The organism is Streptomyces sp. NPDC020192, from assembly GCF_044388685.1.
GTDB lineage: Bacteria > Actinomycetota > Actinomycetes > Streptomycetales > Streptomycetaceae > Streptomyces.
The window spans coordinates 827,984-845,656 of the sequence record NZ_JBIRXG010000001.1 but is presented as its reverse complement, the minus strand read 5'-3'; the positions used below and the strand labels follow the sequence as shown (position 1 = coordinate 845,656).

At 71.1% G+C, this 17,673-nt stretch carries 14 protein-coding genes; 6 read left to right on the top strand and 8 right to left on the bottom strand.

Annotation, left to right across the window (positions count from 1 at the left end):
• The first annotated feature begins 116 nt into the window (after nt 1–116).
• Nucleotides 117–1,499 (top strand): glycine--tRNA ligase, encoded by a 1,383-nt coding sequence (locus ACH47Z_RS03920; protein ID WP_399070152.1) that lies wholly within the window; start codon nt 117–119, stop codon nt 1,497–1,499.
• On the opposite strand, the gene ACH47Z_RS03915 is transcribed toward ACH47Z_RS03920, so the two are convergent.
• Nucleotides 1,478–2,308: an endonuclease/exonuclease/phosphatase family protein gene (locus ACH47Z_RS03915; protein ID WP_399070376.1), complete on the bottom strand. Its 831-nt coding sequence runs from the start codon at nt 2,306–2,308 to the stop codon at nt 1,478–1,480. The two genes, ACH47Z_RS03920 and ACH47Z_RS03915, sit on opposite strands and share 22 nt — an antisense overlap.
• Nucleotides 2,309–2,555: 247 nt before the next feature.
• Here ACH47Z_RS03915 and ACH47Z_RS03910 point away from each other — a divergent pair, with 247 nt between their 5' ends.
• Both ACH47Z_RS03910 and ACH47Z_RS03905 read left to right on the top strand, forming a co-directional pair.
• Complete coding sequence (locus ACH47Z_RS03910) at nt 2,556–3,578, top strand: aldo/keto reductase (RefSeq protein WP_399070150.1); 1,023 nt, start codon at nt 2,556–2,558, stop codon at nt 3,576–3,578.
• 40 nt (nt 3,579–3,618) lie between these two features.
• Complete coding sequence (locus tag ACH47Z_RS03905) at nt 3,619–4,215, top strand: TetR family transcriptional regulator (protein ID WP_399070148.1); 597 nt, start codon at nt 3,619–3,621, stop codon at nt 4,213–4,215.
• On the opposite strand, the gene ACH47Z_RS03900 is transcribed toward ACH47Z_RS03905, so the two are convergent.
• The 3 genes from ACH47Z_RS03900 to ACH47Z_RS03890 form a co-directional block, all read right to left on the bottom strand.
• Nucleotides 4,196–4,684, bottom strand: coding sequence for a hypothetical protein (locus tag ACH47Z_RS03900; protein ID WP_399070146.1), 489 nt, complete (start codon nt 4,682–4,684; stop codon nt 4,196–4,198). The genes ACH47Z_RS03905 and ACH47Z_RS03900 overlap by 20 nt on opposite strands.
• 227 nt (nt 4,685–4,911) lie before the next feature.
• Nucleotides 4,912–5,130: a hypothetical protein gene (locus ACH47Z_RS03895; protein WP_399070144.1), complete on the bottom strand. Its 219-nt coding sequence runs from the start codon at nt 5,128–5,130 to the stop codon at nt 4,912–4,914.
• A 105-nt stretch (nt 5,131–5,235) separates the two neighbouring features.
• Nucleotides 5,236–6,663 carry an MFS transporter gene (locus ACH47Z_RS03890; protein ID WP_399070142.1) on the bottom strand — a complete coding sequence of 476 codons (1,428 nt, stop codon included), beginning with the start codon at nt 6,661–6,663 and terminating at the stop codon, nt 5,236–5,238.
• A 101-nt stretch (nt 6,664–6,764) separates the two neighbouring features.
• Here ACH47Z_RS03890 and ACH47Z_RS03885 point away from each other — a divergent pair, with 101 nt between their 5' ends.
• Entirely contained in the window at nt 6,765–7,670 is a 906-nt protein-coding gene (locus tag ACH47Z_RS03885; RefSeq protein ID WP_399070141.1) for a helix-turn-helix transcriptional regulator, read from the top strand.
• A 122-nt stretch (nt 7,671–7,792) separates the two neighbouring features.
• Here the strand turns inward: ACH47Z_RS03885 and ACH47Z_RS03880 are convergent, their stop codons facing one another.
• The gene (locus ACH47Z_RS03880) at nt 7,793–9,235 is read right to left on the bottom strand and encodes an MFS transporter (RefSeq protein ID WP_399070139.1); all 1,443 of its coding nucleotides are present in this window, start codon (nt 9,233–9,235) and stop codon (nt 7,793–7,795) included.
• A gap of 130 nt (nt 9,236–9,365) precedes the next feature.
• On the opposite strand from ACH47Z_RS03880, the gene dusB reads away from it, so the two are divergent.
• On the top strand, nt 9,366–10,523 hold the full coding sequence (gene dusB, locus ACH47Z_RS03875; RefSeq protein WP_399070137.1) for a tRNA dihydrouridine synthase DusB: 1,158 nt from the start codon (nt 9,366–9,368) through the stop codon (nt 10,521–10,523).
• A gap of 127 nt (nt 10,524–10,650) precedes the next feature.
• Here dusB and ACH47Z_RS03870 read toward each other — a convergent pair whose 3' ends face one another.
• The 3 genes from ACH47Z_RS03870 to ACH47Z_RS03860 all read right to left on the bottom strand — a co-directional run bounded on the left by ACH47Z_RS03870 (nt 10,651) and on the right by ACH47Z_RS03860 (nt 15,992).
• Nucleotides 10,651–12,441: a sulfatase-like hydrolase/transferase gene (locus ACH47Z_RS03870; protein ID WP_399070135.1), complete on the bottom strand. Its 1,791-nt coding sequence runs from the start codon at nt 12,439–12,441 to the stop codon at nt 10,651–10,653.
• Nucleotides 12,442–12,570: 129 nt separating this feature from the next.
• Entirely contained in the window at nt 12,571–14,508 is a 1,938-nt protein-coding gene (locus ACH47Z_RS03865; protein WP_399070133.1) for a glycogen debranching N-terminal domain-containing protein, read from the bottom strand.
• Nucleotides 14,505–15,992 (bottom strand): MGH1-like glycoside hydrolase domain-containing protein, encoded by a 1,488-nt coding sequence (locus ACH47Z_RS03860; RefSeq protein ID WP_399070131.1) that lies wholly within the window; start codon nt 15,990–15,992, stop codon nt 14,505–14,507. Before ACH47Z_RS03860 ends, ACH47Z_RS03865 begins: the two co-directional genes overlap by 4 nt.
• Nucleotides 15,993–16,123: 131 nt before the next feature.
• Here ACH47Z_RS03860 and ACH47Z_RS03855 point away from each other — a divergent pair, with 131 nt between their 5' ends.
• Nucleotides 16,124–17,347: an ROK family protein gene (locus ACH47Z_RS03855; protein ID WP_399070129.1), complete on the top strand. Its 1,224-nt coding sequence runs from the start codon at nt 16,124–16,126 to the stop codon at nt 17,345–17,347.
• Nucleotides 17,348–17,673 lie beyond the last annotated feature (326 nt).

The following is a 17,673-nucleotide window of genomic DNA, read 5'->3' as shown; positions in this document are numbered from 1 at the left end:
TCAGGGGCTTTCGGCGGGGGGCCGATTTGGCCGAGGGGGAGCCTGCGCCGGTAACCTGAATCATTCGCTGGAAGCATCTCGCTTCAACGCCCGTCGTCGTTAATGAAGAGAGCACCGTGGCCGCCGACAAGATCGACACCATCGTCAGCCTGAGCAAGCGCCGTGGCTTCGTTTTCCCGTGCAGTGAGATCTACGGCGGACAGCGTGCCGCCTGGGACTACGGACCGCTGGGTGTCGAGCTCAAGGAGAACATCAAGCGCCAGTGGTGGCGCTACATGGTGACGTCGCGCGAGGACGTGGTCGGTATCGACTCGTCCGTCATCCTGGCCTCCGAGGTCTGGGTCGCCTCCGGCCACGTCGCCACCTTCACGGACCCGCTGACCGAGTGCACCTCGTGTCACAAGCGGTTCCGCGCGGACCACCTGGAAGAGGCGTACGAGGAGAAGAAGGGCCACGCCCCGGCGAACGGCCTCGCCGACATCAACTGCCCGAACTGCGGCAACAAGGGCCAGTTCACCGAGCCCAAGCAGTTCTCGGGTCTCCTCTCCACCCACCTCGGCCCGACACAGGACTCCGGCTCCGTCGCCTACCTGCGTCCCGAGACCGCCCAGGGCATCTTCACCAACTTCGCCCAGGTGCAGATCGCTTCGCGCAAGAAGCCCCCGTTCGGCATCGCGCAGATGGGCAAGTCCTTCCGCAACGAGATCACGCCCGGCAACTTCATCTTCCGCACCCGCGAGTTCGAGCAGATGGAGATGGAGTTCTTCGTCAAGCCGGGCGAGGACGAGCAGTGGCAGGAATACTGGATGGAGCAGCGCTGGAACTGGTACCGCGGCCTGGGTCTCCGTGAGGAGAACATGCGCTGGTACGAGCACCCCAAGGAGAAGCTCTCCCACTACTCCAAGCGCACCGCCGACATCGAGTACCGCTTCCAGTTCGGCGGCAGCGAGTGGGGTGAGCTGGAGGGTGTCGCCAACCGCACCGACTACGACCTCGGCGCGCACTCCAAGGCCTCCGGCCAGGACCTCTCCTACTTCGACCAGGAGGCCGGCGAGCGCTGGACGCCGTACGTCATCGAGCCGGCGGCGGGTGTCGGCCGGACGATGCTGGCCTTCCTGCTCGACGCCTACGTCGAGGACGAGGCGCCGAACGCCAAGGGCAAGATGGAGAAGCGGACGGTGCTCCGCCTGGACCACCGTCTGGCCCCGGTGAAGGTCGCCGTGCTGCCCCTGTCCCGCAACCCCGAGCTGTCCCCGAAGGCCAAGGGTCTCGCCCAGGCGCTGCGGCAGAACTGGAACATCGAGTTCGACGACGCCGGCGCCATCGGCCGCCGTTACCGCCGCCAGGACGAGATCGGTACGCCGTACTGCGTGACCGTCGACTTCGACACGCTCGAGGACAACGCCGTGACGGTGCGTGAGCGCGACTCGATGAAGCAGGAGCGCGTGTCGCTGGACCAGATCGAGGGGTACCTGGCTCAGCGCCTGCTCGGCTGCTGAGGCCGGCCGCGGCTTTTCGCCCACCCACCTGTCCGAAACTCTCGGCTGGTGGGTGGGCCTTTTTTCGTCACAGGTCCAGGTCCACGTGCAGCGCCGCGTGGTCCGAGGCCTCCGTGAGTTTCGAGGTCACCGTGTCGAAGTGCTCGGTGTGCAGGAAGATCCCCCGCGTCTCCAGGCCGACCTGTTGCACCCGGTCCCACAGCGTGGGCGGGAGCAGGATGTAGTCGAGCTTGTCCCGTGCCTGGCGGCAGGTGCCGTGGGTGCCGGGCTCGCCCTGGTAGGAGGGGTGGCTCATCACGTCGCGCAGGCCGGTGTCCAGCAGCACGCCGACCGGCTTGCTGTCCGGCTGTCGTTGAGGTCTCCGGCGACCACGGCGTTCGGGGTGCGCTCCAGCGCGGCCCGGTAGATCTCCGCGACCCGTTCCGCCTGGGCCAGGCGCAGCGCCGGGTCGTCGTTGAACGTGCTCTTGAGGTGGTTGCCGAGGACCACCAGGGTCGTGTCCCCGAGCTGGATCTCGTACTCGGGCAGTCGCGGCTGAACAGGGGCCTCGTCGGGTGCGCCGGGTCCGGGTCGAAGAGGTGCGGCCGGACGGACGTGATCGGGTGGCGGCTGAGGATCCCGATGTCGATGCCGCGCGGGTCGTTGCCGTCGATGAGCAGGTTGAAGGGGTACGGCTGCCCGCCCAGTGCCTCGCCCAGGACGTGCTGGTTGAAGCGGTCCAGGGTGGGCCGGTCCTCGACCTCGGCCACCAGCAGGACGTCGGCGCCGACCTCGGCGACCACCCGGCCGGTGTTCCGGACCGCGTCCATGTCCAGGTCGTCCTGCCCGAGTTCGGCCCAGCTGGCCCATGCGCCGCGGCCGCCGGCGCGGATCGTGAGCTGCGTGGGGTGGGTCCCCGGCGCAGGCGTGTCGAAGAGCCCGATCGCCGAGATGTCCTGCTTGTCCGCGTCGGTGTACGTCGGCTTGTCCAGCAGGGCGACCACCGCACGGCGTCGCCTGACATCTATGGAATGACAGATATTGAAATCTGTCAGCTGTCATGGCACAGTGAACGGCATGACGATGCGAACCCGAAACCTCGGAACCACCGGACCTGCCGTCTCCGCCCTCGGCCTCGGCTGCATGGGCATGTCCGCGCTCTACGGCGACGCCGACCGCGCGGAGTCCATCGCGACCGTCCACGCCGCCCTGGAGGCGGGCGTCACGCTCCTCGACACCGGCGACTTCTACGCCATGGGGCACAACGAGATGCTGATCGGCGAGGCCCTGCGCACGGCGCCCGCCGCCCTCCGCGAGCAGGCCCTGACCAGCGTGAAGTTCGGCGCCCTGCGCGACCCGGAGGGCAACTGGGTCGGCTACGACGGCCGCCCGGCCGCCGTGAAGAACTTCGCCGCCTACTCCCTGCAGCGCCTCGGCGTCGACCACATCGACGTCTACCGGATCGCCCGCCTCGACCCCGACGTGCCGGTCGAGGAGACCGTCGGCGCGATCGCCGAACTGATCGAGAAGGGGTACGTCCGGCACATCGGCCTCAGCGAGGTCGGCGCCGAGACGATCCGCCGGGCCGCCGCCACCGCTCCGATCGCCGACCTCCAGATCGAGTACTCGCTGATCAGCCGGGGCATCGAGCGGGACATCCTGCCGACCACCCGCGAGCTGGGCATCGCGGTCACGGCGTACGGCGTGCTCTCCCGTGGTCTGATCTCCGGCCACTTCACCCGGGACCGGCAGCTCGCCGCGAACGACTTCCGCGCCCACTCGCCCCGCTTCCAGGGCGAGAACCTCCAGCACAACCTGAACCTGGTCGAGGCCCTGCGTAAGATCGCCGAGCAGAAGGGCGCGACGGTCGCCCAGGTCGCCATCGCCTGGGTGCTCGCCCAGAGCCCTCGGCACAACACGGACATCGTGCCGCTGGTCGGCGCCCGTACCCGCGTGCGGCTGGCCGAGTCCCTCGGCGCGCTGGACGTCGCCCTGGACGCGGCCGATCTGGCGGCGATCGAGGAGGCCGTACCGGCGGACGCGGCGGCGGGCGACCGCTACCCGACCGCGCAGATGGCCCACCTCGACAGCGAGCGCTGACCGGGCAGCCGGCCCCGGACCATGACGTACGGTCTATGACATGGCACCGCCCACCGAGACCCTGACCGCCGAGCGCATCCTCGAAGCCACCGAGGATGTGCTGCGCCGGTACGGCCCGGCCAAGGCCACCGTGGTCGACGTGGCCCGCGCGCTCGGCGTCAGCCACGGCAGTGTCTACCGGCACTTCCGTACCAAGGCGGCGCTGCGCGAGGCGGTCACCAAACGCTGGCTGGACCGCACGTGTCAGCAGCTCGCCGGGATCGTGGACTCCGGCGGCGGCCCGGAGGAGCGGCTGCGGGCGTGGCTGGCAGCGCTGTTCGAGGCCAAGCGGCACAAGGCGGGGGACGATCCCGAGCTGTTCGCGACGTACACGGTGCTGACCGACGAGAACGTCGCGGCGGTCGCCGAGCACATCGCCGACCTGAGCGGACAACTGACCCGGATCATCACGGCAGGAGCCGGGTCGGGCACCTTTCCGGTACCCGACCCGGCCGCCGCGGCCCGCGCCGTCTTCCAGGCCACCGGCCGCTTCCACGATCCCTGTTACGCCCGGGAGTGGACTCGGCCCGGCATCGACGAGGAGTTCACGGCTGTGGTGGACCTGCTGGTGAGAGGGCTCAGCTCACCGTCACCGTGACGGTGTTCGAGACGACCTTGCCGACCTTGCCGGACCTGGTCAGGCTCGCGATCCGCACCGTCTGGGTGCCCTTGGTCTTGAACGTGGTGGAGACGGCGAACGAACTGCCGGTCTTCACCTTGCCGGTGGCGCCCAGGGCGACCCACTTGCCGTTCTTCAGGTGCTGGAGCACCAGCGGGGAGCCGACCTTCAGGCCCTTGGTGCGTCCGGCGAACACCACGGTCTGTCCGACCTTCGCCGAAGTCGGTTTCGCGGTGAGGGAGATCGACGCCATGCCCGTGGTGGGGCTGGCCGTCGGCCTGATCGACGGCGTGACCGACGGCGTGGCCGACGTGGTCATCGTGGGCGTGGGACTGGGACTGGGCTTGTCGTTCGCCGCGAAGGCTCCGGCCGTACCGGCCGACAGCAGGGCGGCGGACAGGGTGCCGGCGGTGAGCGCTCGGACGCTGCGGCTCCGGGTGAAGCTCATGTGGGTCTCCTGTTGTGTGGGAGTTCCCCCCTGGTCGCGAGCGAGCCCCGCGGGGGCCGCTCGCGACATCCAGGCTCGCCCGAACGAGGCGGGACGGCATGTCGAACCGGCCCCCGGAGACGTTGAAACGTCTACGGCTTTCCGTAAAGCCGCAGGTTGGACAACGTTTTCCCAGATGCCTTCTTTGCCCGTTTCTTACCTCTGAGGTCATCAGAGGTCACGGAGAGTCACCGGGCCGGGGCCGCCGGGTCGACCGTCGCCTGATGAGCCTCGGCCAGATGCTCCTCCGCCTTCAGCCACGGCAGGAACTGCGCGCTCCGGCGCCAGCCGCAGGTGTCGCAGCGGATCAGTCGCTGCACCCCCGTACGCTCCACCCGTACGACGTGCTCCCGGCCGTGCCCGTCCCAGCGGCTGACCTTGCTCGTACTGCTGCCGTCCCGCGCCATCACGCCTCCCCGCGCCGCAACTCACCCCGACCGGAGGGAGTGTGCAGCACGACGAACATCAACAGGGGGCGATTCACGGGGCATTGGCCAAGTCGTGGCCGGGTCTCAGCCGATCTCGCGGGGCAGCCGCAGGCTGAGCAGACCCGTCAGCACGATCCCGGCCAGCTGCACCAGCAGGGTGATGACCAGCGCGTCCCGCATGCCGTGCCGCGGTACGAGGGTCATGAAGAGGGTGCCGAGAGTGGCGACTCCCAGCGCCAGCGCGGACTGCTGCGTGGTCACCATCACACCGCTGCCGACCCCGGCCCGGGCCGCCGGTACCTCGGACAGCACGATCCGGAAGATGTTGGGCAGTTGGAGCGCCTGCCCGGCACCGGCCACGGCCGTGCCCGGCAGCAGCGAGACGAAGTCCAGGTGCGGCCAGTCCCGCCAGGCGGCCAGCACGATCAGCAGCACGCCCACGCCCTGGACCACGGCCCCGACCGTGATCACCCGGGTGCCGTGCCGGGCGATGAGCCGAGGTCCGGCGAGCGAGACGAACAGGAACACCACGGCCATCGGCACGAGCGTGAGCCCGGCCGCCACCGGACCGAGCCGGGCGCCCTGTTGCAGCGCCAGCGCGATGACGAACATGAACCCGCTGAAACCGATCGAGAACGGCAGGATCAGCACCAGACCGCGCCGCAGCGAGTCCAGCGCCAGCAGGCTCGGCGGCACCAGCGGGGTCCGGCCCGCCCGGTCGGCCCGCCGCTCCACGGCCCAGAACGCACCGGCGGCGAACGGGAACGCGGCCAGCGACAGCCACGTCCACAGCGGCCAGCCGGCCGCCCGGCCCTCGGTCAGCGGGGCGAGCAGCGCCAGCAGGGAGACCGCGAGCAGGACGGTGCCGGGCCCGTCGACGGGCTCGGGGTGCTGCGACCGGGTCTCGGGTACGACGCGCAGGGCGAGCACCAACCCGAGTGCGACCACGGGCACGTTGACGAGGAACACGGACCGCCACCCGGTTCCGGCGACATCGGCGGCGACGAGCACGCCACCGAGTATCTGCCCGGCCACCATGGCGAGCCCGGCGGTGGCGCCGTACAGACTCATGGCGCGCGCCCGCCGCGTACCGCTCGTGGTGGCCTGGATGGTGGCGAGCACCTGCGGCAGCATCGCGGCGGCGGAGGCGCCCTGCGCGATCCGCGCCGCCACCAGGCTCCAGGCGTCGGGCGCCAGCCCGCAGGCCAGCGAGGTCAGCCCGAACGCGGCCATCCCGCCGAGGAACAGCCGGCGCCGACCGAACAGGTCCCCGAGCCGCCCGCCCAGGACGAGCAGCACGGCGTACGCGACGCCGTACCCGGCGACGACGAGCTCCAGCACGGCCTCGCTCGCGGCGAGATCACGGCCGATGGTGGGCAGGGCGACGTTGACGATGAAGAAGTCGATCAGCGGCAGCGCCGCGGCCAGCAGGACGGTGAACAGCCCGAGCCCGCCGAGCGCGGGCGGCGCGGCCGTCGTACGGACGGCCCGGGTGGTGACGGTCTCACTCATGTCCTCGAGCCTGCGCCGCCGCGCAGACTGGTACCAGAGTGTCTTCATCCTGGTAGAAGAAGTACCTGGCAACAGGATGACGGGAACGGCACCCTGGGAACATGACGACCATGGCCCAGGACAGCACAGCGGACGCGGCGGGCGCCGTACAGCCCGCCGGCGGTGCGGCGATCCGGCGGCACGAGCTGGCCGCGTTCCTGCGCAGCCGCCGTGAGCGCATCGCTCCCGAGCAGGCCGGCCTGCCGCGCGGGGCCCGGCGCCGGACGCCCGGACTGCGCCGGGAGGAGGTCGCCCAGCTGTCCGCGGTCGGGGTGACCTGGTACACGTGGCTGGAGCAGGCCCGCAACATCCAGGTCTCCGTCCAGGTCCTCGACGCCCTGGCCCGCACCCTGATGCTGGACGCCAGCGAGCGCGCCCACCTCTTCCAGCTGGCCGGCGCCACCGATCCGACCCCCGCCGCGAGCTGCGCGAGCGTCACCCCGGCGCTGCGCGAACTGCTGCGCCGGCTGGAGCCGGTCCCGGCCTGCATCCAGAACAGCCGCTACGACATCCTCGCCTACAACCGCACCTACGGCCGTCTCTTCGGTGACCTGGACGCGATCCCGCCCGAGGACCGCAACTGCATGCTCCTCGTCCACACGAACCAGGACTGGCAGGACGCGGTCGTCCACCTGGAGGAGACCCAGCGCCTGATGGCCGCCCGTCTGCGCGCCGCCCTCGCCGGCCACCTCGGCGAACCGGCCTGGAAGATGCTCCTCAAACGCCTGAAGACCGCGTCCCCCGAGTTCCGCGAGAACTGGGAGCGGTACGAGGTGGTCGGCACCCGCACCAAGACCAAGGAGTTCCGCAACGCGTACGTGGGTCACCTCACGCTGGAACACACCGACCTGTGGCTCGGCCCCGAGGTCGGCGCCCGCATGGTGACGTACACCCCGAAGGACGAGGAGACGCGGGAGCGGCTGGAGAAGCTCCTCGAGCTGGCCTGCGGGGCCGCACCGGTGCGCTGAGCAGGCCGTGCGAAGTCGGCTGCGGTTCGGCAGCGCCCTGAAGGGGCGCGGGGAACTGCGCGACCAGCCACGATGGTGCCGCAGATGATCGACGGCCCAGCACGGCACTTCCAGCGGAGCGCTTAGCCGGCGTTCACCGGCTCGCGGATCTCCGGTGCCTGCAGGGTCTCCGCCGCACGGGCCGCCGTCGCGCGGGCCCACCGCCCGCTCGTGACCAGCCCGAGGACGAGCACGGCCAGGCCGCACACCGTGAGGATCCACCAGCCGGGGCGGGCCGCCGGGACGAAGGCCTGGTGGTACGAGGACGCGCCGATGCCCGAGGCCAGGACGGAGCCGATCACCGCGACGCCGAGCGTCTGGCCCAGCTGCCTGCTGGTGGAGGCGACCGCGGCGGCGACCCCGGCCTGGGTGCGGGGCATGCCCGACACGGCCGTGTTGGTGATCGGCGCGTTCACGAAGCCGAAGCCGATGCCGAACAGGACGTAGCCGAGGACGAGGGTGACGTTCGACGTCTTCGCCTCGAAGGCCGCGAAGAGCAGGGCGCTCGCCGTCATCGCCGTACCGGCGATCACGAGCGGCACGCGGGGACCGCGGCTGCCGACCAGGCGGCCGGAGACCGGCGCGCACAGGAAGGCCGGTGCGGCCATCGGCAGCATCCACAGGCCCGCGTGCAGGGCGTCCAGGCCGCGCACGTTCTGCAGATACAGCGTCGACAGGAACAGGAAGCCGCCCAGCGCCGCGAACGCGCTGACCGCGATCACCGTGGCCCCGCTGAACGGCGCCGAACGGAAGAACCGCAGGTCGATGAGGGGTTCGGCGTGGCGGGATTCGTACCGGAGGAGCACCACGAGGGCCACGGCGGCGATCGCCACGAAGGGCGCCACCACGGCCGCGCCCGAGTCCGGCGCCTCGATGATCGAGTACGTCAGCGAGCCGAACAGGGCGATGACCAGGAGCTGGCCGACCGGGTCGGGCCGGCGGCCCTTGGGCGCGCGGGACTCCGGGACGAAGCGGAGGGTGAGCAGGAGGGCGGCGAGGCCGACCGGGAGGTTGATCCAGAAGATCGAGCGCCAGCTCACCGACTGCACCAGCAGACCGCCGACCAGCGGGCCGGCCGCCATGGATATGCCGACCACCGCGCCCCACACGCCGATCGCGCGGGCCCGCTCGCGGGCGTCCGTGAAGGTGTTGGTGATGATCGACATGGCGACCGGGTTGAGCATCGAGCCGCCGACCGCCTGCATCATCCGGAACACGATCAGCAGGGCCAGGTTCGGCGCCAGTGAGCAGAGCACCGAGCCGATGGTGAAGATCACCAGGCCCGCCATGAAGACCCGCTTGCGGCCGATCCGGTCGGCCGTCGAGCCCGCGAGCATCAGCAGCGAGGCGAGCACCAGCGTGTAGGCGTCGATCGTCCACTGCAGGCCGGAGGTCGTGGCGTGCAGATCGCGCTGCATGGAGGGCAGTGCCACGTTCAGCACGGTGTTGTCGAGGCTCACGATCAGCAGGCTCATGCAGCAGATCGCGAGTACGAGCAGGCGGCGGCGGTGGCTGGGCTGGGGCATGGGTCTCACCGTACGCCGATTTTAATAGTGTGTCTAACTAATGACTTGTGGGCCGAGCTGCCGGGGGAGTGAGGGACAATGGGTGCTTGCCCTGTGTCCCCGTGTCGTAGATCCGTCCCGGAGTCGTCTGATGTCCCACCCGCTCTCCATCGGCCCGCACACCGTGACGCCGCCGGTCGTGCTCGCACCCATGGCGGGCATCACCAACGCGCCCTTCCGCACGCTGTGCAGGGAGTTCAGCGGGGGCAAGGGGCTGTTCGTCAGCGAGATGATCACGACCCGGGCGCTGGTCGAGCGCAACGACAAGACCATGCAGCTGATCAGGTTCGACGCGAGCGAGCGGCCGCGCTCGATCCAGCTGTACGGCGTCGACCCGGCGACCGTCGGCAAGGCCGTCCGCATGATCGCGGAGGAGGACCTGGCCGACCACATCGACCTGAACTTCGGCTGCCCGGTCCCGAAGGTCACCAGGAAGGGCGGCGGGTCCGCGCTGCCGTACAAGCGGAACCTGCTGCGGGCGATTCTCCGGGAGGCCGTGAGCGGCGCCGGTGACCTGCCGGTGACGATGAAGATGCGCAAGGGCATCGACGACGACCACATCACCTACCTCGACGCCGGCCGCATCGCCGTCGAGGAGGGGGTGACGGCCATCGCCCTGCACGGCCGTACGGCCGCCCAGCACTACGGCGGCACCGCGGACTGGGAGGCCATCGCCCGCCTCAAGGAGCACGTCCCGGAGATCCCCGTCCTCGGCAACGGCGACATCTGGTCGGCGGAGGACGCGCTGCGGATGGTCCGCGAGACCGGCTGCGACGGTGTGGTCGTGGGGCGCGGGTGCCTGGGGCGGCCGTGGCTGTTCGCGGACCTGGTGGCGGCGTTCGAGGGGCGCCTGGATGCCCGTGCCGGGGGCACTGATGGATACAGTGCCCGGCCGTCGCTCCGGGAGGTGGCCGACGTCATGGTCCGGCACGCCACGCTGCTCGGCGAGTGGCTCGGGGACGAGTCCAAGGGCGTGGTCGACTTCCGCAAGCACGTCGCCTGGTATCTGAAGGGCTTCGCGGTCGGCTCCGAGATGCGCAAGCGTCTCGCGATCACGTCGTCCCTGGAGGAGCTGAGGGCCGGACTGGACGAGCTGGACCTCGACCAGGCCTGGCCGCTCGGCGCCGACGGTCCGCGTGGCCGGACGTCCGGCAACAACAGGGTGGTGCTGCCGGACGGGTGGCTGAAGGACCCGTACGACTGCGTGGGCGTGAGCGAGGAAGCGGAGCTGGACACGTCGGGCGGCTGAGCGGTTTCCCGCCCACCCGACTCGGTGGGCTGAGGGGTGGCCGCCACGGGGCTCCGCCCCGGGCCCCGGCGCCGTCCGCCCGGCTCGGTGGGCAGGGCCGGGGTCGCTCGGTCGGCTGGAAAGGGCCTCAGTTCTTCTTCGGGTGCGGTGTCGAGCCGAAGGCTGTCAGGAAGCGGTCGCGGAAGGCGCTCATCTTCCAGACCGGGGCGTTGTGGGCGGGGCGCAGGCCGTCGGTCCAGCCCCAACTGGTGATCTTCTCCAAGACCTTCGGGTCCTTGGCGACGATCGAGATCGGTACGTCACGGCTGGCGTGGTCGCCGCTGACGTGGGAGTTCGCCTGGTGGTCGCCGAGGAAGACGAGCACGGTGTCGTCGTTGCCGTACCGCTCCAGCCACTGGGTCAGGGCCGTCACCGAGTACTGGACGGACTTGCCGTACTCCTCCCTGGAGTGGGTGTCGCTGGTCAGGGTGTAGGAGGCCGGGTTGCCCGCCTTCTCGACGGAGTCGAACACCGAGCCGTCGCCCAGCTGGTTCCAGGGGACCATCTTGGGGATCGGTGCCCAGGGCGTGTGGCTGGAGGTCAGGATGACGAACGACATCAGGGACTTGCCGTCGGCACGCTTCTTGCCGTGCACCCGCTGCTGGAACTGTTCGAGGGTGTACTGGTCCGGCATGGTCGACCAGCTGAACTTCGGTCCCTTGTAGCCGAGTTGGAAGGCGTTGTACACCTTGTCCAGGCCGTAGTACTTCTGCTCCGGCCACGCCTTCTGCACACCCGGCATCACCCCGACCGTGTCCCAGGCGCCGGTCTTCTTGAACGCCTCGGTCAGGCTCATGTGGTCGCTCGCCATGACCGTGCGGTAGCGCTGCTGGTTGCTGATCCACAGGCCCGACATGGTGGTGGAGTGCCCGAGCCAGCTGCTGCCGCCGTAGGTCGCCGAGGTGAGCCAGCCGCTCTTGGCGTGGAACCCGGCCTTGGCCAGCGCCGCGGTGCGGGCGTCCAGGGTCGCGTCGACGCCGGGTGCCATGAGCGGGTCCTCGATCGCGCTGCGGCCGTAACTCTCGATGAACGTGAAGACCATGTCCTTGCCGCGCAGGCCGGGGACCAGCTGGCTGCCCGGGGTGTTTCCGAAGGCGTCGACCTTCGCGACCTTCCGGAACTCCGCCTCGTCCTTGAGCGTGTCCGAGATCCGGTGGGCCTGCGCCTTCAGCGCGGTGGCGGTGCCGGCGGAGGCGAGCGGCACGCCGGACATCTGGAGGCCGAGGGAGGAACAGGTGATCCACACGACCCCGGCGACCAGCGTGCCCCGGGTCGCGGTGCCGGGGTGCCGGGCGAGCAGATTGCTCAGCCGGACCATGGACAGGGCCGGCAGCGCGAGGAGGAGGAGCACGAGGATGATCACCCCGGCCAGGGCGACGAGGGTGGCCGTATGACCGTAGGAGTCCTCCAGATACGACTCCGCGTCGCTGAACAGGCTCCAGTCGAGTACGACGTTGAACGGGCGGCCGAGATACTGGTTGAAGCCGATGTCGAGTAGGTTCAGGACGGTCATCGCGCCCAGCGCGACCCCGGACACGGCCGCCAGCACGATCCGCGGCCGGCGCGGCAGCGCGATCAGCACGGCCGCGCCGATCACGCCTTCCGCCGGTATCCGCAGATACTTCGAGGGCTCCTCCAGCGCGGCGAGGGAGTTGGGCATCACGAGCGCGGCGACGACGAGGGCGGCCGCCAGCAGGGTGACACCGACGGACAGCGCCTGGCCGGCGGCCGGATGCGCCGCCCGCCACCGCCGTACCCACGCGGCCGCCGCGGCCCAGGGCCGGGGGAGAGATCTGGGGAAGGGCCGGGATGCGAGCACGGGCGCGGGTATCTCCTCTTCGGCACCCTCGGCCGTGCCCGTTGCCTGCCGCGTACTCATGTCCTGGGACAACCCGAAGGTCCTTCCGTGCGAGACCCGTATCGCAGTCTCGTACGGCGACCGGAAGGCCCCTGTTCAGGGAACTGAGCAAACACCGGGCAAATACAACGCCCTGCATCCCCTCACGCGCTACACCCCACCCACCGCCGTGAGCAGAGCCAGCGGCGCCGCGGCCGACCGGGACTCCCTCACACACGCATGCGGATACGGAACCGGCTCCGGATGCGTGTCCCTGCCGTACCCCGCCAGAACCTCCGGCAGCCGGTACCCCGCCGCCACCGCCGCGTCGACCAGCGCGTGCGCCACCGTCCGCGCCTCGTCATGCAGCCCGTACCGCGCCAGCCCCAGCGTGATCAGCGCGTTGTCATGGGGCCAGACGGACCCCCGGTGATACGACAGCGGATGGTACGCGGGCTGTCCGGCGGCCACCGTGCGCACACCCCAGCCGGAGAAGAAGTCCGGCTCCAGCAGCCGTCGGCCCACCACCTCGCCGTACTCCTTGTCCAGCAGCCCCGACCACAGCAGATGCCCGGCGTCGGAGGCGAGCGCGTCGACACGGCGGCCGTCGCCGTCGAGCGCGAGGGCCGGGAAGGAGTGCTCCGGCATCCAGAAGTCCCGCTGGAACCGGTCCCGGAGATCGGCCGCCGCCTGCTCCAGCAGCGCCGCGTACGTCTCGTCGGCCCACACCGTGCGCGCCACCCACGCCGTGCGGCGCAACGCGTCGTACGCGTAGCCCTGCGCGCCCGCCGCCATCACCGCGCCGGTGGGCCGGGTGCCGTCGGCGGAGCAGATCGCGCCGGGGGAGTCCTTCCAGTTCTGGTTGGCGAGACCGCCCTCGTCGGCGCGGTAGACGAGGTAGCCGCGCGAGGTCAGCCCGCCGTGGTCCAGCATCCAGCCGACGGCGGCACGCGCGTGCGTCTCCAGGCGGCGGGCCAGATCCGCGTCCCCGGTCTGCTCGACGTACGCGCCGAGCAGGATCAGGAACAGCGGGGTCGCGTCGACGGAGCCGTAGTACCGCCCGAACGGCACCTGCCCGAAGTGGGCCAGCTCGCCGTGCCGTACCTCGTGCACGATCTTGCCGGGCTGGGCGACCGGGGACAGGGCGGAGCCGGTCGCCTGGCTCGCGGCCAGGGCGAGGAGGGTGGCGGAGGCCGGCCGTGGCCGGTACGGCAGCGCGAACAGGGAGGTGAGCAGGGCGTCCCGGCCCAGCAGCGTCAGGTACCAGGGGGCGCCGGCGGCCGGGACGCGCAGTTCCTCGCCGTCCGGTCCGGTGGCCGGCACCTGGAGCGCGGCCAGGTCCGCGAGGCCGCGCGCACAGGCGGCCGACAGCTCCGGCCAGCCGGTCGGGAAGGCCACGCCCTCCATGAACTCGGCTTCCAGAGCGCGCTGTTGCTCATGTACGGCGGCCGGGTCGCGCGGCACCCGCAGGGCCCGCTTCGCGCCGTGCGGGCGGGCGATCACGCGCAGCACCAGCTCGGCCGTGCCGTGCGCCGGAAGGTCGAGGGTCCACACCAGACGGCGGGCGCCCGTGCCGGTCTCCTCCACGGCGTCGGGCGCCGGGTCGGCCGTGATCGCCGTACAGGAGTGCCATTCGGCGCGCCGGTAGGTGAACTCGATGCCGTCGTCCAGGATCTGGCGGGAGCGTACGGCGCCGGGTTTGCCGTAGGTGCGGTGGTCGGAGCGCAGCTCGAACTGGTCGGTGAAGTCGGCGTCGGCGGTGAGGGCGAGCCGGACCGTGGTCGGTACCGGGCGGTTGCTGGTGACCCGCAGGGACTCCACGAACGAGCTGTCCCCGACGGCCTGTTCACGGAAGACGGTGTGCGCCGGGGGCTCCTGCCGGCCACCGCGCGGGACCAGGACGCAGCGGGCCGCGTCCCCGTCGGCGACCGGGGTGAGTACCTCGGGTACGGCGCCGTCGACGGTGAGCTGCCAGCGGCTGAGGTGCCGGGCGTCGCGTACGAACAACCCGTCCGGGGCGCCGCTGCCCCGGACCCCGCTGATGTCGCCCCGGTCGCCCACGGCGGCGAACGTCGCTCCGTGCACGAGCAGATGATGCCGGTCCGTCATCGCCGGTCTCCTCCTTTGTCACTCGTGTCGAACGCGCCGGTGCCCGGACCGGACACGCCCTGTCCGCGGTGCTTGAGAAGCTCTTGGTGCAGCTCTTGGTGCAGCTCTTGGTGCAGCTCTTGGTGCAGGTCGTGGTGCAGGTCGAGGGCGAGCGCGGCGGTCCAGCCGAAGCCGGTCGCGCCGCACGCCTCGCCGGTGTACGGGTCGACGTACTCCGCGAAGCCGGTGACGTCGGCGAGGTGCAGCACCGCCGCGCGCAGGGCGTCGGCCCGGTGCAGCTCCCCGTGGGCGCGCAGGCCCCGCTCCAGCAGCCAGTTCGTGTTGAACCAGGCGGGGCCGCGCCAGTACCGGTGCGGATCGAAGGCCTCGCCGAGGAGGTCGTGACTGGGGACGAGCCGGGTGCGGTCGCCGAGCGCGAAGTGGGGGCCGTACAGGGTGCGTACGAGGGCCGCGGCGATGTCCCTCGGCAGGCCGGGGAGCAGGAGCGGGACGAGGCCGGAGACGCCTCTCTCACGGATCAGGCCACCGCCCTTCAGATCCCGGCACAGGAACATCTCCGTCTCCGGGTCCCACAGCCGCTCCACCAGCGCCGCCGTCAGGCGTTCCGCGCGGGCGTGCCGGGCGGTGCCGGGTGCGCCCAGCTCCTCGGCGATCCGGGCGAGCGCGTGCTCGGAGGCGATGAGCAGGGCGTTGAAGGCGGGGTCCTCGACCGCGAACTCCCCGTCCCCGTCGGCGTACCCGGCGTCCCGGTAGTCGGCGGCCAGCCGGACGTACCGCCCGTAGTCCAGGTCCGTCGGCCGGTCCTCCGCCGCCCCGTGCTCGAGGTCGGCGCGGCGGAAGGAGCGGGCCGGGGCCGGGGTGATCCGGGCCAGCGGGGCGTCCCAGCAGGGGCTGTTGTCCATGCCCTGCTCCCAGGGGTGGACGACCGACACCAGCCCGCCGCCGCCCAGGTCGCGCCGGTGCAGCAGATAGCGGTGCCAGGCGGCCAGCCGCGGGTAGACCCGGGCCAGGAAGCCGCGGGTGCGCGAGAGCACGGGGTCGGCGCGGTGCACCAGCCAGGCCGCGAGCGCGTGCACCGGTGGCTGGACGATGCCCGAGGTCTGTACGGTGCGCGGGGCGCCCGCGGTGCGTCCCGCGGTGGAGGAGCGCCAGAAGTCGGGGCTCGGGAAGTAGGCGTCGAGCGGTACGGAGGGGTTGAAGACGATGTGCGGGACGCGCCCGTCGGCCCACTGGGCGGCCAGCAGCGTCTCCAGCTCGGTCTGCGCCCGCAGCGGCGAGACGTGCCGCAGTCCGATCGCGATGAACGCCGAGTCCCAGGACCACTGGTGCGGATACAGGCTCCGGGAGGGGACCGTGGATCCGCCCGTCCAGTTCGCCTCCAGTACGCGGGCTGCCCTGACGTGCAGAGAACCACCGGAGGCGGGGGGATCGTATGCGATCTCGTACTCCGTGGAACGGGTGGTGAGCTGGGCAGTGCGGTCCACTCGGGGCTCCCCGAAGACGAAGACGCCCGGCCGGGCCGACCGGGTTTGGTTGTGTCTACCGTAGGGTTACGTCTATTTAACACGCAAAACTCACTATGTAATGCAGAGTTGGAAAACACAAGGGGGTGCGCATGACCGGACGTCCGGGAAGAGCCGTCAGGAGCGGCGGCCAGGCGGGCGCCGGGGAGCTGCTCGAACTGGTGCGCAGCGGCCGGGCGGTGACACGGGGTGCGCTGCAACAGGTCACCGGGCTCTCCCGGGCCACCGTCGGCCAGCGCCTGGACCGGCTGTTCCGGGCCGGCTGGCTGCGCGAGGGCGCCGGCGGCCCGGTCGACTCGCCGCTCGGCGGCCGCCCCTCCATCACCCTGGAGTTCGACGGCTCCCACGCCGTCGTCCTCTCCGCCGACCTCGACACCCGGCACGCCCGCGCGGCCGTCCTCTCCCTGACCGGCGAGATACTCGCCGAGCACTCGGGCACGCTGGCCGTCGAGGACGGCCCGGAGGCCGTCCTGGCCGAACTCGGCCGCTGGTTCGCCGAGTTGCTGGAGAAGGCCGGGCACCTGGCCGCGGAGGTCTGCGGCATCGGGATCGCGGTGCCCGGCCCGGTGGACAGCGAGACCGGCCGCGTGGTGCAGCCGCCGATGATGCCGGGCTGGGACGGTTACGACATAAGGGGCCGCCTCTCCCGCGCCTTCGCGGAACACACCGGGACCCCGGCCGCCGTCCCGGTCCTGGTCGACAACGACGCGAACCTCATGGCGTACGGCGAACAGCGCGCCGGACACCCCGACTGCCGGGCGTTCGTCCTGGTCAAGGTCTCGACGGGCATCGGCGCCGGCGTGGTCGTGGACGGCTCCGTCTACCGGGGCATAGACGGCGGCGCGGGCGACATCGGGCACATCCGGGTCGGCGCGGACGCGCTGTGCCGGTGCGGCTCGTACGGCTGTCTCGCCGCCGTCGCGAGCGGCGGCGCCGTGGCCCGGCGGCTGGCGGAGTCCGGCGTCCCGGCCGCCTCCGGCTCGGACGTGCGGGACCTGCTGGCGGCCGGGCATCCCGAGGCGGCGGCGCTGGCCCGGGAGGCGGGGCGCCGGGTCGGGGACGTACTGGCGACGGTGGTGACCCTGCTGAACCCCGGGGTGCTGATGATCGCGGGCGACCTCGCCGGCACCCCCTTCCTCACCGGCGTACGCGAACTGCTCTACCAGCGGGCGCTGCCCCGCTCCACGGCCCGCCTGGACGTCGTTACCTCCCGGCTCGGCGAGCGGGCCGCGCTCATCGGAGCGGGGGCGCTGGTCGTGGAACACCTCTACGCGCCGGAGCGGGTGGAGGAGCGGTTGCTGGCGCTGGGGGTGTGACATGGGTGTTTCCGGGTACTTGAAGCCGTCCGCATGGTGAAATCCGGCGGGCTGTGGCAGCGTGATTCTCGCCACCCTTGATAAGGGTTGCGCTCAGATGAGCGGATCATGGGCGACTGCACTTCTCCAAGGGGTGGCACTGGGTGCCACCCCTTGATCGTTCATCGATCGAAATCAGACGTGCATAGAGTCCGCTCATCTGAGCGAAAATCCACCCCTGCGGCGGGTCTTGCGTTCAAGAAGTGAAAACATACTCCCGCCATGGCTTGCCAAGCTTTGACTTTCGATCCGCTGGCGGACGAGTGGTTACGGGCGCATGACGCGCA

What these genes read in the sequence shown, in the direction of transcription:
- ACH47Z_RS03915 (WP_399070376.1), bottom strand. Translation starts at nt 2,308, where the DNA reads ATGGACGCGGTCCGGAACACCGGCCGGGTGGTCGCCGAGGTCGGCGCC.
- ACH47Z_RS03910 (WP_399070150.1), top strand. Translation starts at nt 2,556, where the DNA reads ATGACGATGCGAACCCGAAACCTCGGAACCACCGGACCTGCCGTCTCC.
- ACH47Z_RS03905 (WP_399070148.1), top strand. Translation starts at nt 3,619, where the DNA reads ATGGCACCGCCCACCGAGACCCTGACCGCCGAGCGCATCCTCGAAGCC.
- ACH47Z_RS03900 (WP_399070146.1), bottom strand. Translation starts at nt 4,684, where the DNA reads ATGAGCTTCACCCGGAGCCGCAGCGTCCGAGCGCTCACCGCCGGCACC.
- ACH47Z_RS03895 (WP_399070144.1), bottom strand. Translation starts at nt 5,130, where the DNA reads ATGGCGCGGGACGGCAGCAGTACGAGCAAGGTCAGCCGCTGGGACGGG.
- ACH47Z_RS03890 (WP_399070142.1), bottom strand. Translation starts at nt 6,663, where the DNA reads ATGAGTGAGACCGTCACCACCCGGGCCGTCCGTACGACGGCCGCGCCG.
- ACH47Z_RS03885 (WP_399070141.1), top strand. Translation starts at nt 6,765, where the DNA reads ATGACGACCATGGCCCAGGACAGCACAGCGGACGCGGCGGGCGCCGTA.
- ACH47Z_RS03880 (WP_399070139.1), bottom strand. Translation starts at nt 9,235, where the DNA reads ATGCCCCAGCCCAGCCACCGCCGCCGCCTGCTCGTACTCGCGATCTGC.
- dusB (WP_399070137.1), top strand. Translation starts at nt 9,366, where the DNA reads ATGTCCCACCCGCTCTCCATCGGCCCGCACACCGTGACGCCGCCGGTC.
- ACH47Z_RS03870 (WP_399070135.1), bottom strand. Translation starts at nt 12,441, where the DNA reads ATGAGTACGCGGCAGGCAACGGGCACGGCCGAGGGTGCCGAAGAGGAG.
- ACH47Z_RS03865 (WP_399070133.1), bottom strand. Translation starts at nt 14,508, where the DNA reads ATGACGGACCGGCATCATCTGCTCGTGCACGGAGCGACGTTCGCCGCC.
- ACH47Z_RS03855 (WP_399070129.1), top strand. Translation starts at nt 16,124, where the DNA reads ATGACCGGACGTCCGGGAAGAGCCGTCAGGAGCGGCGGCCAGGCGGGC.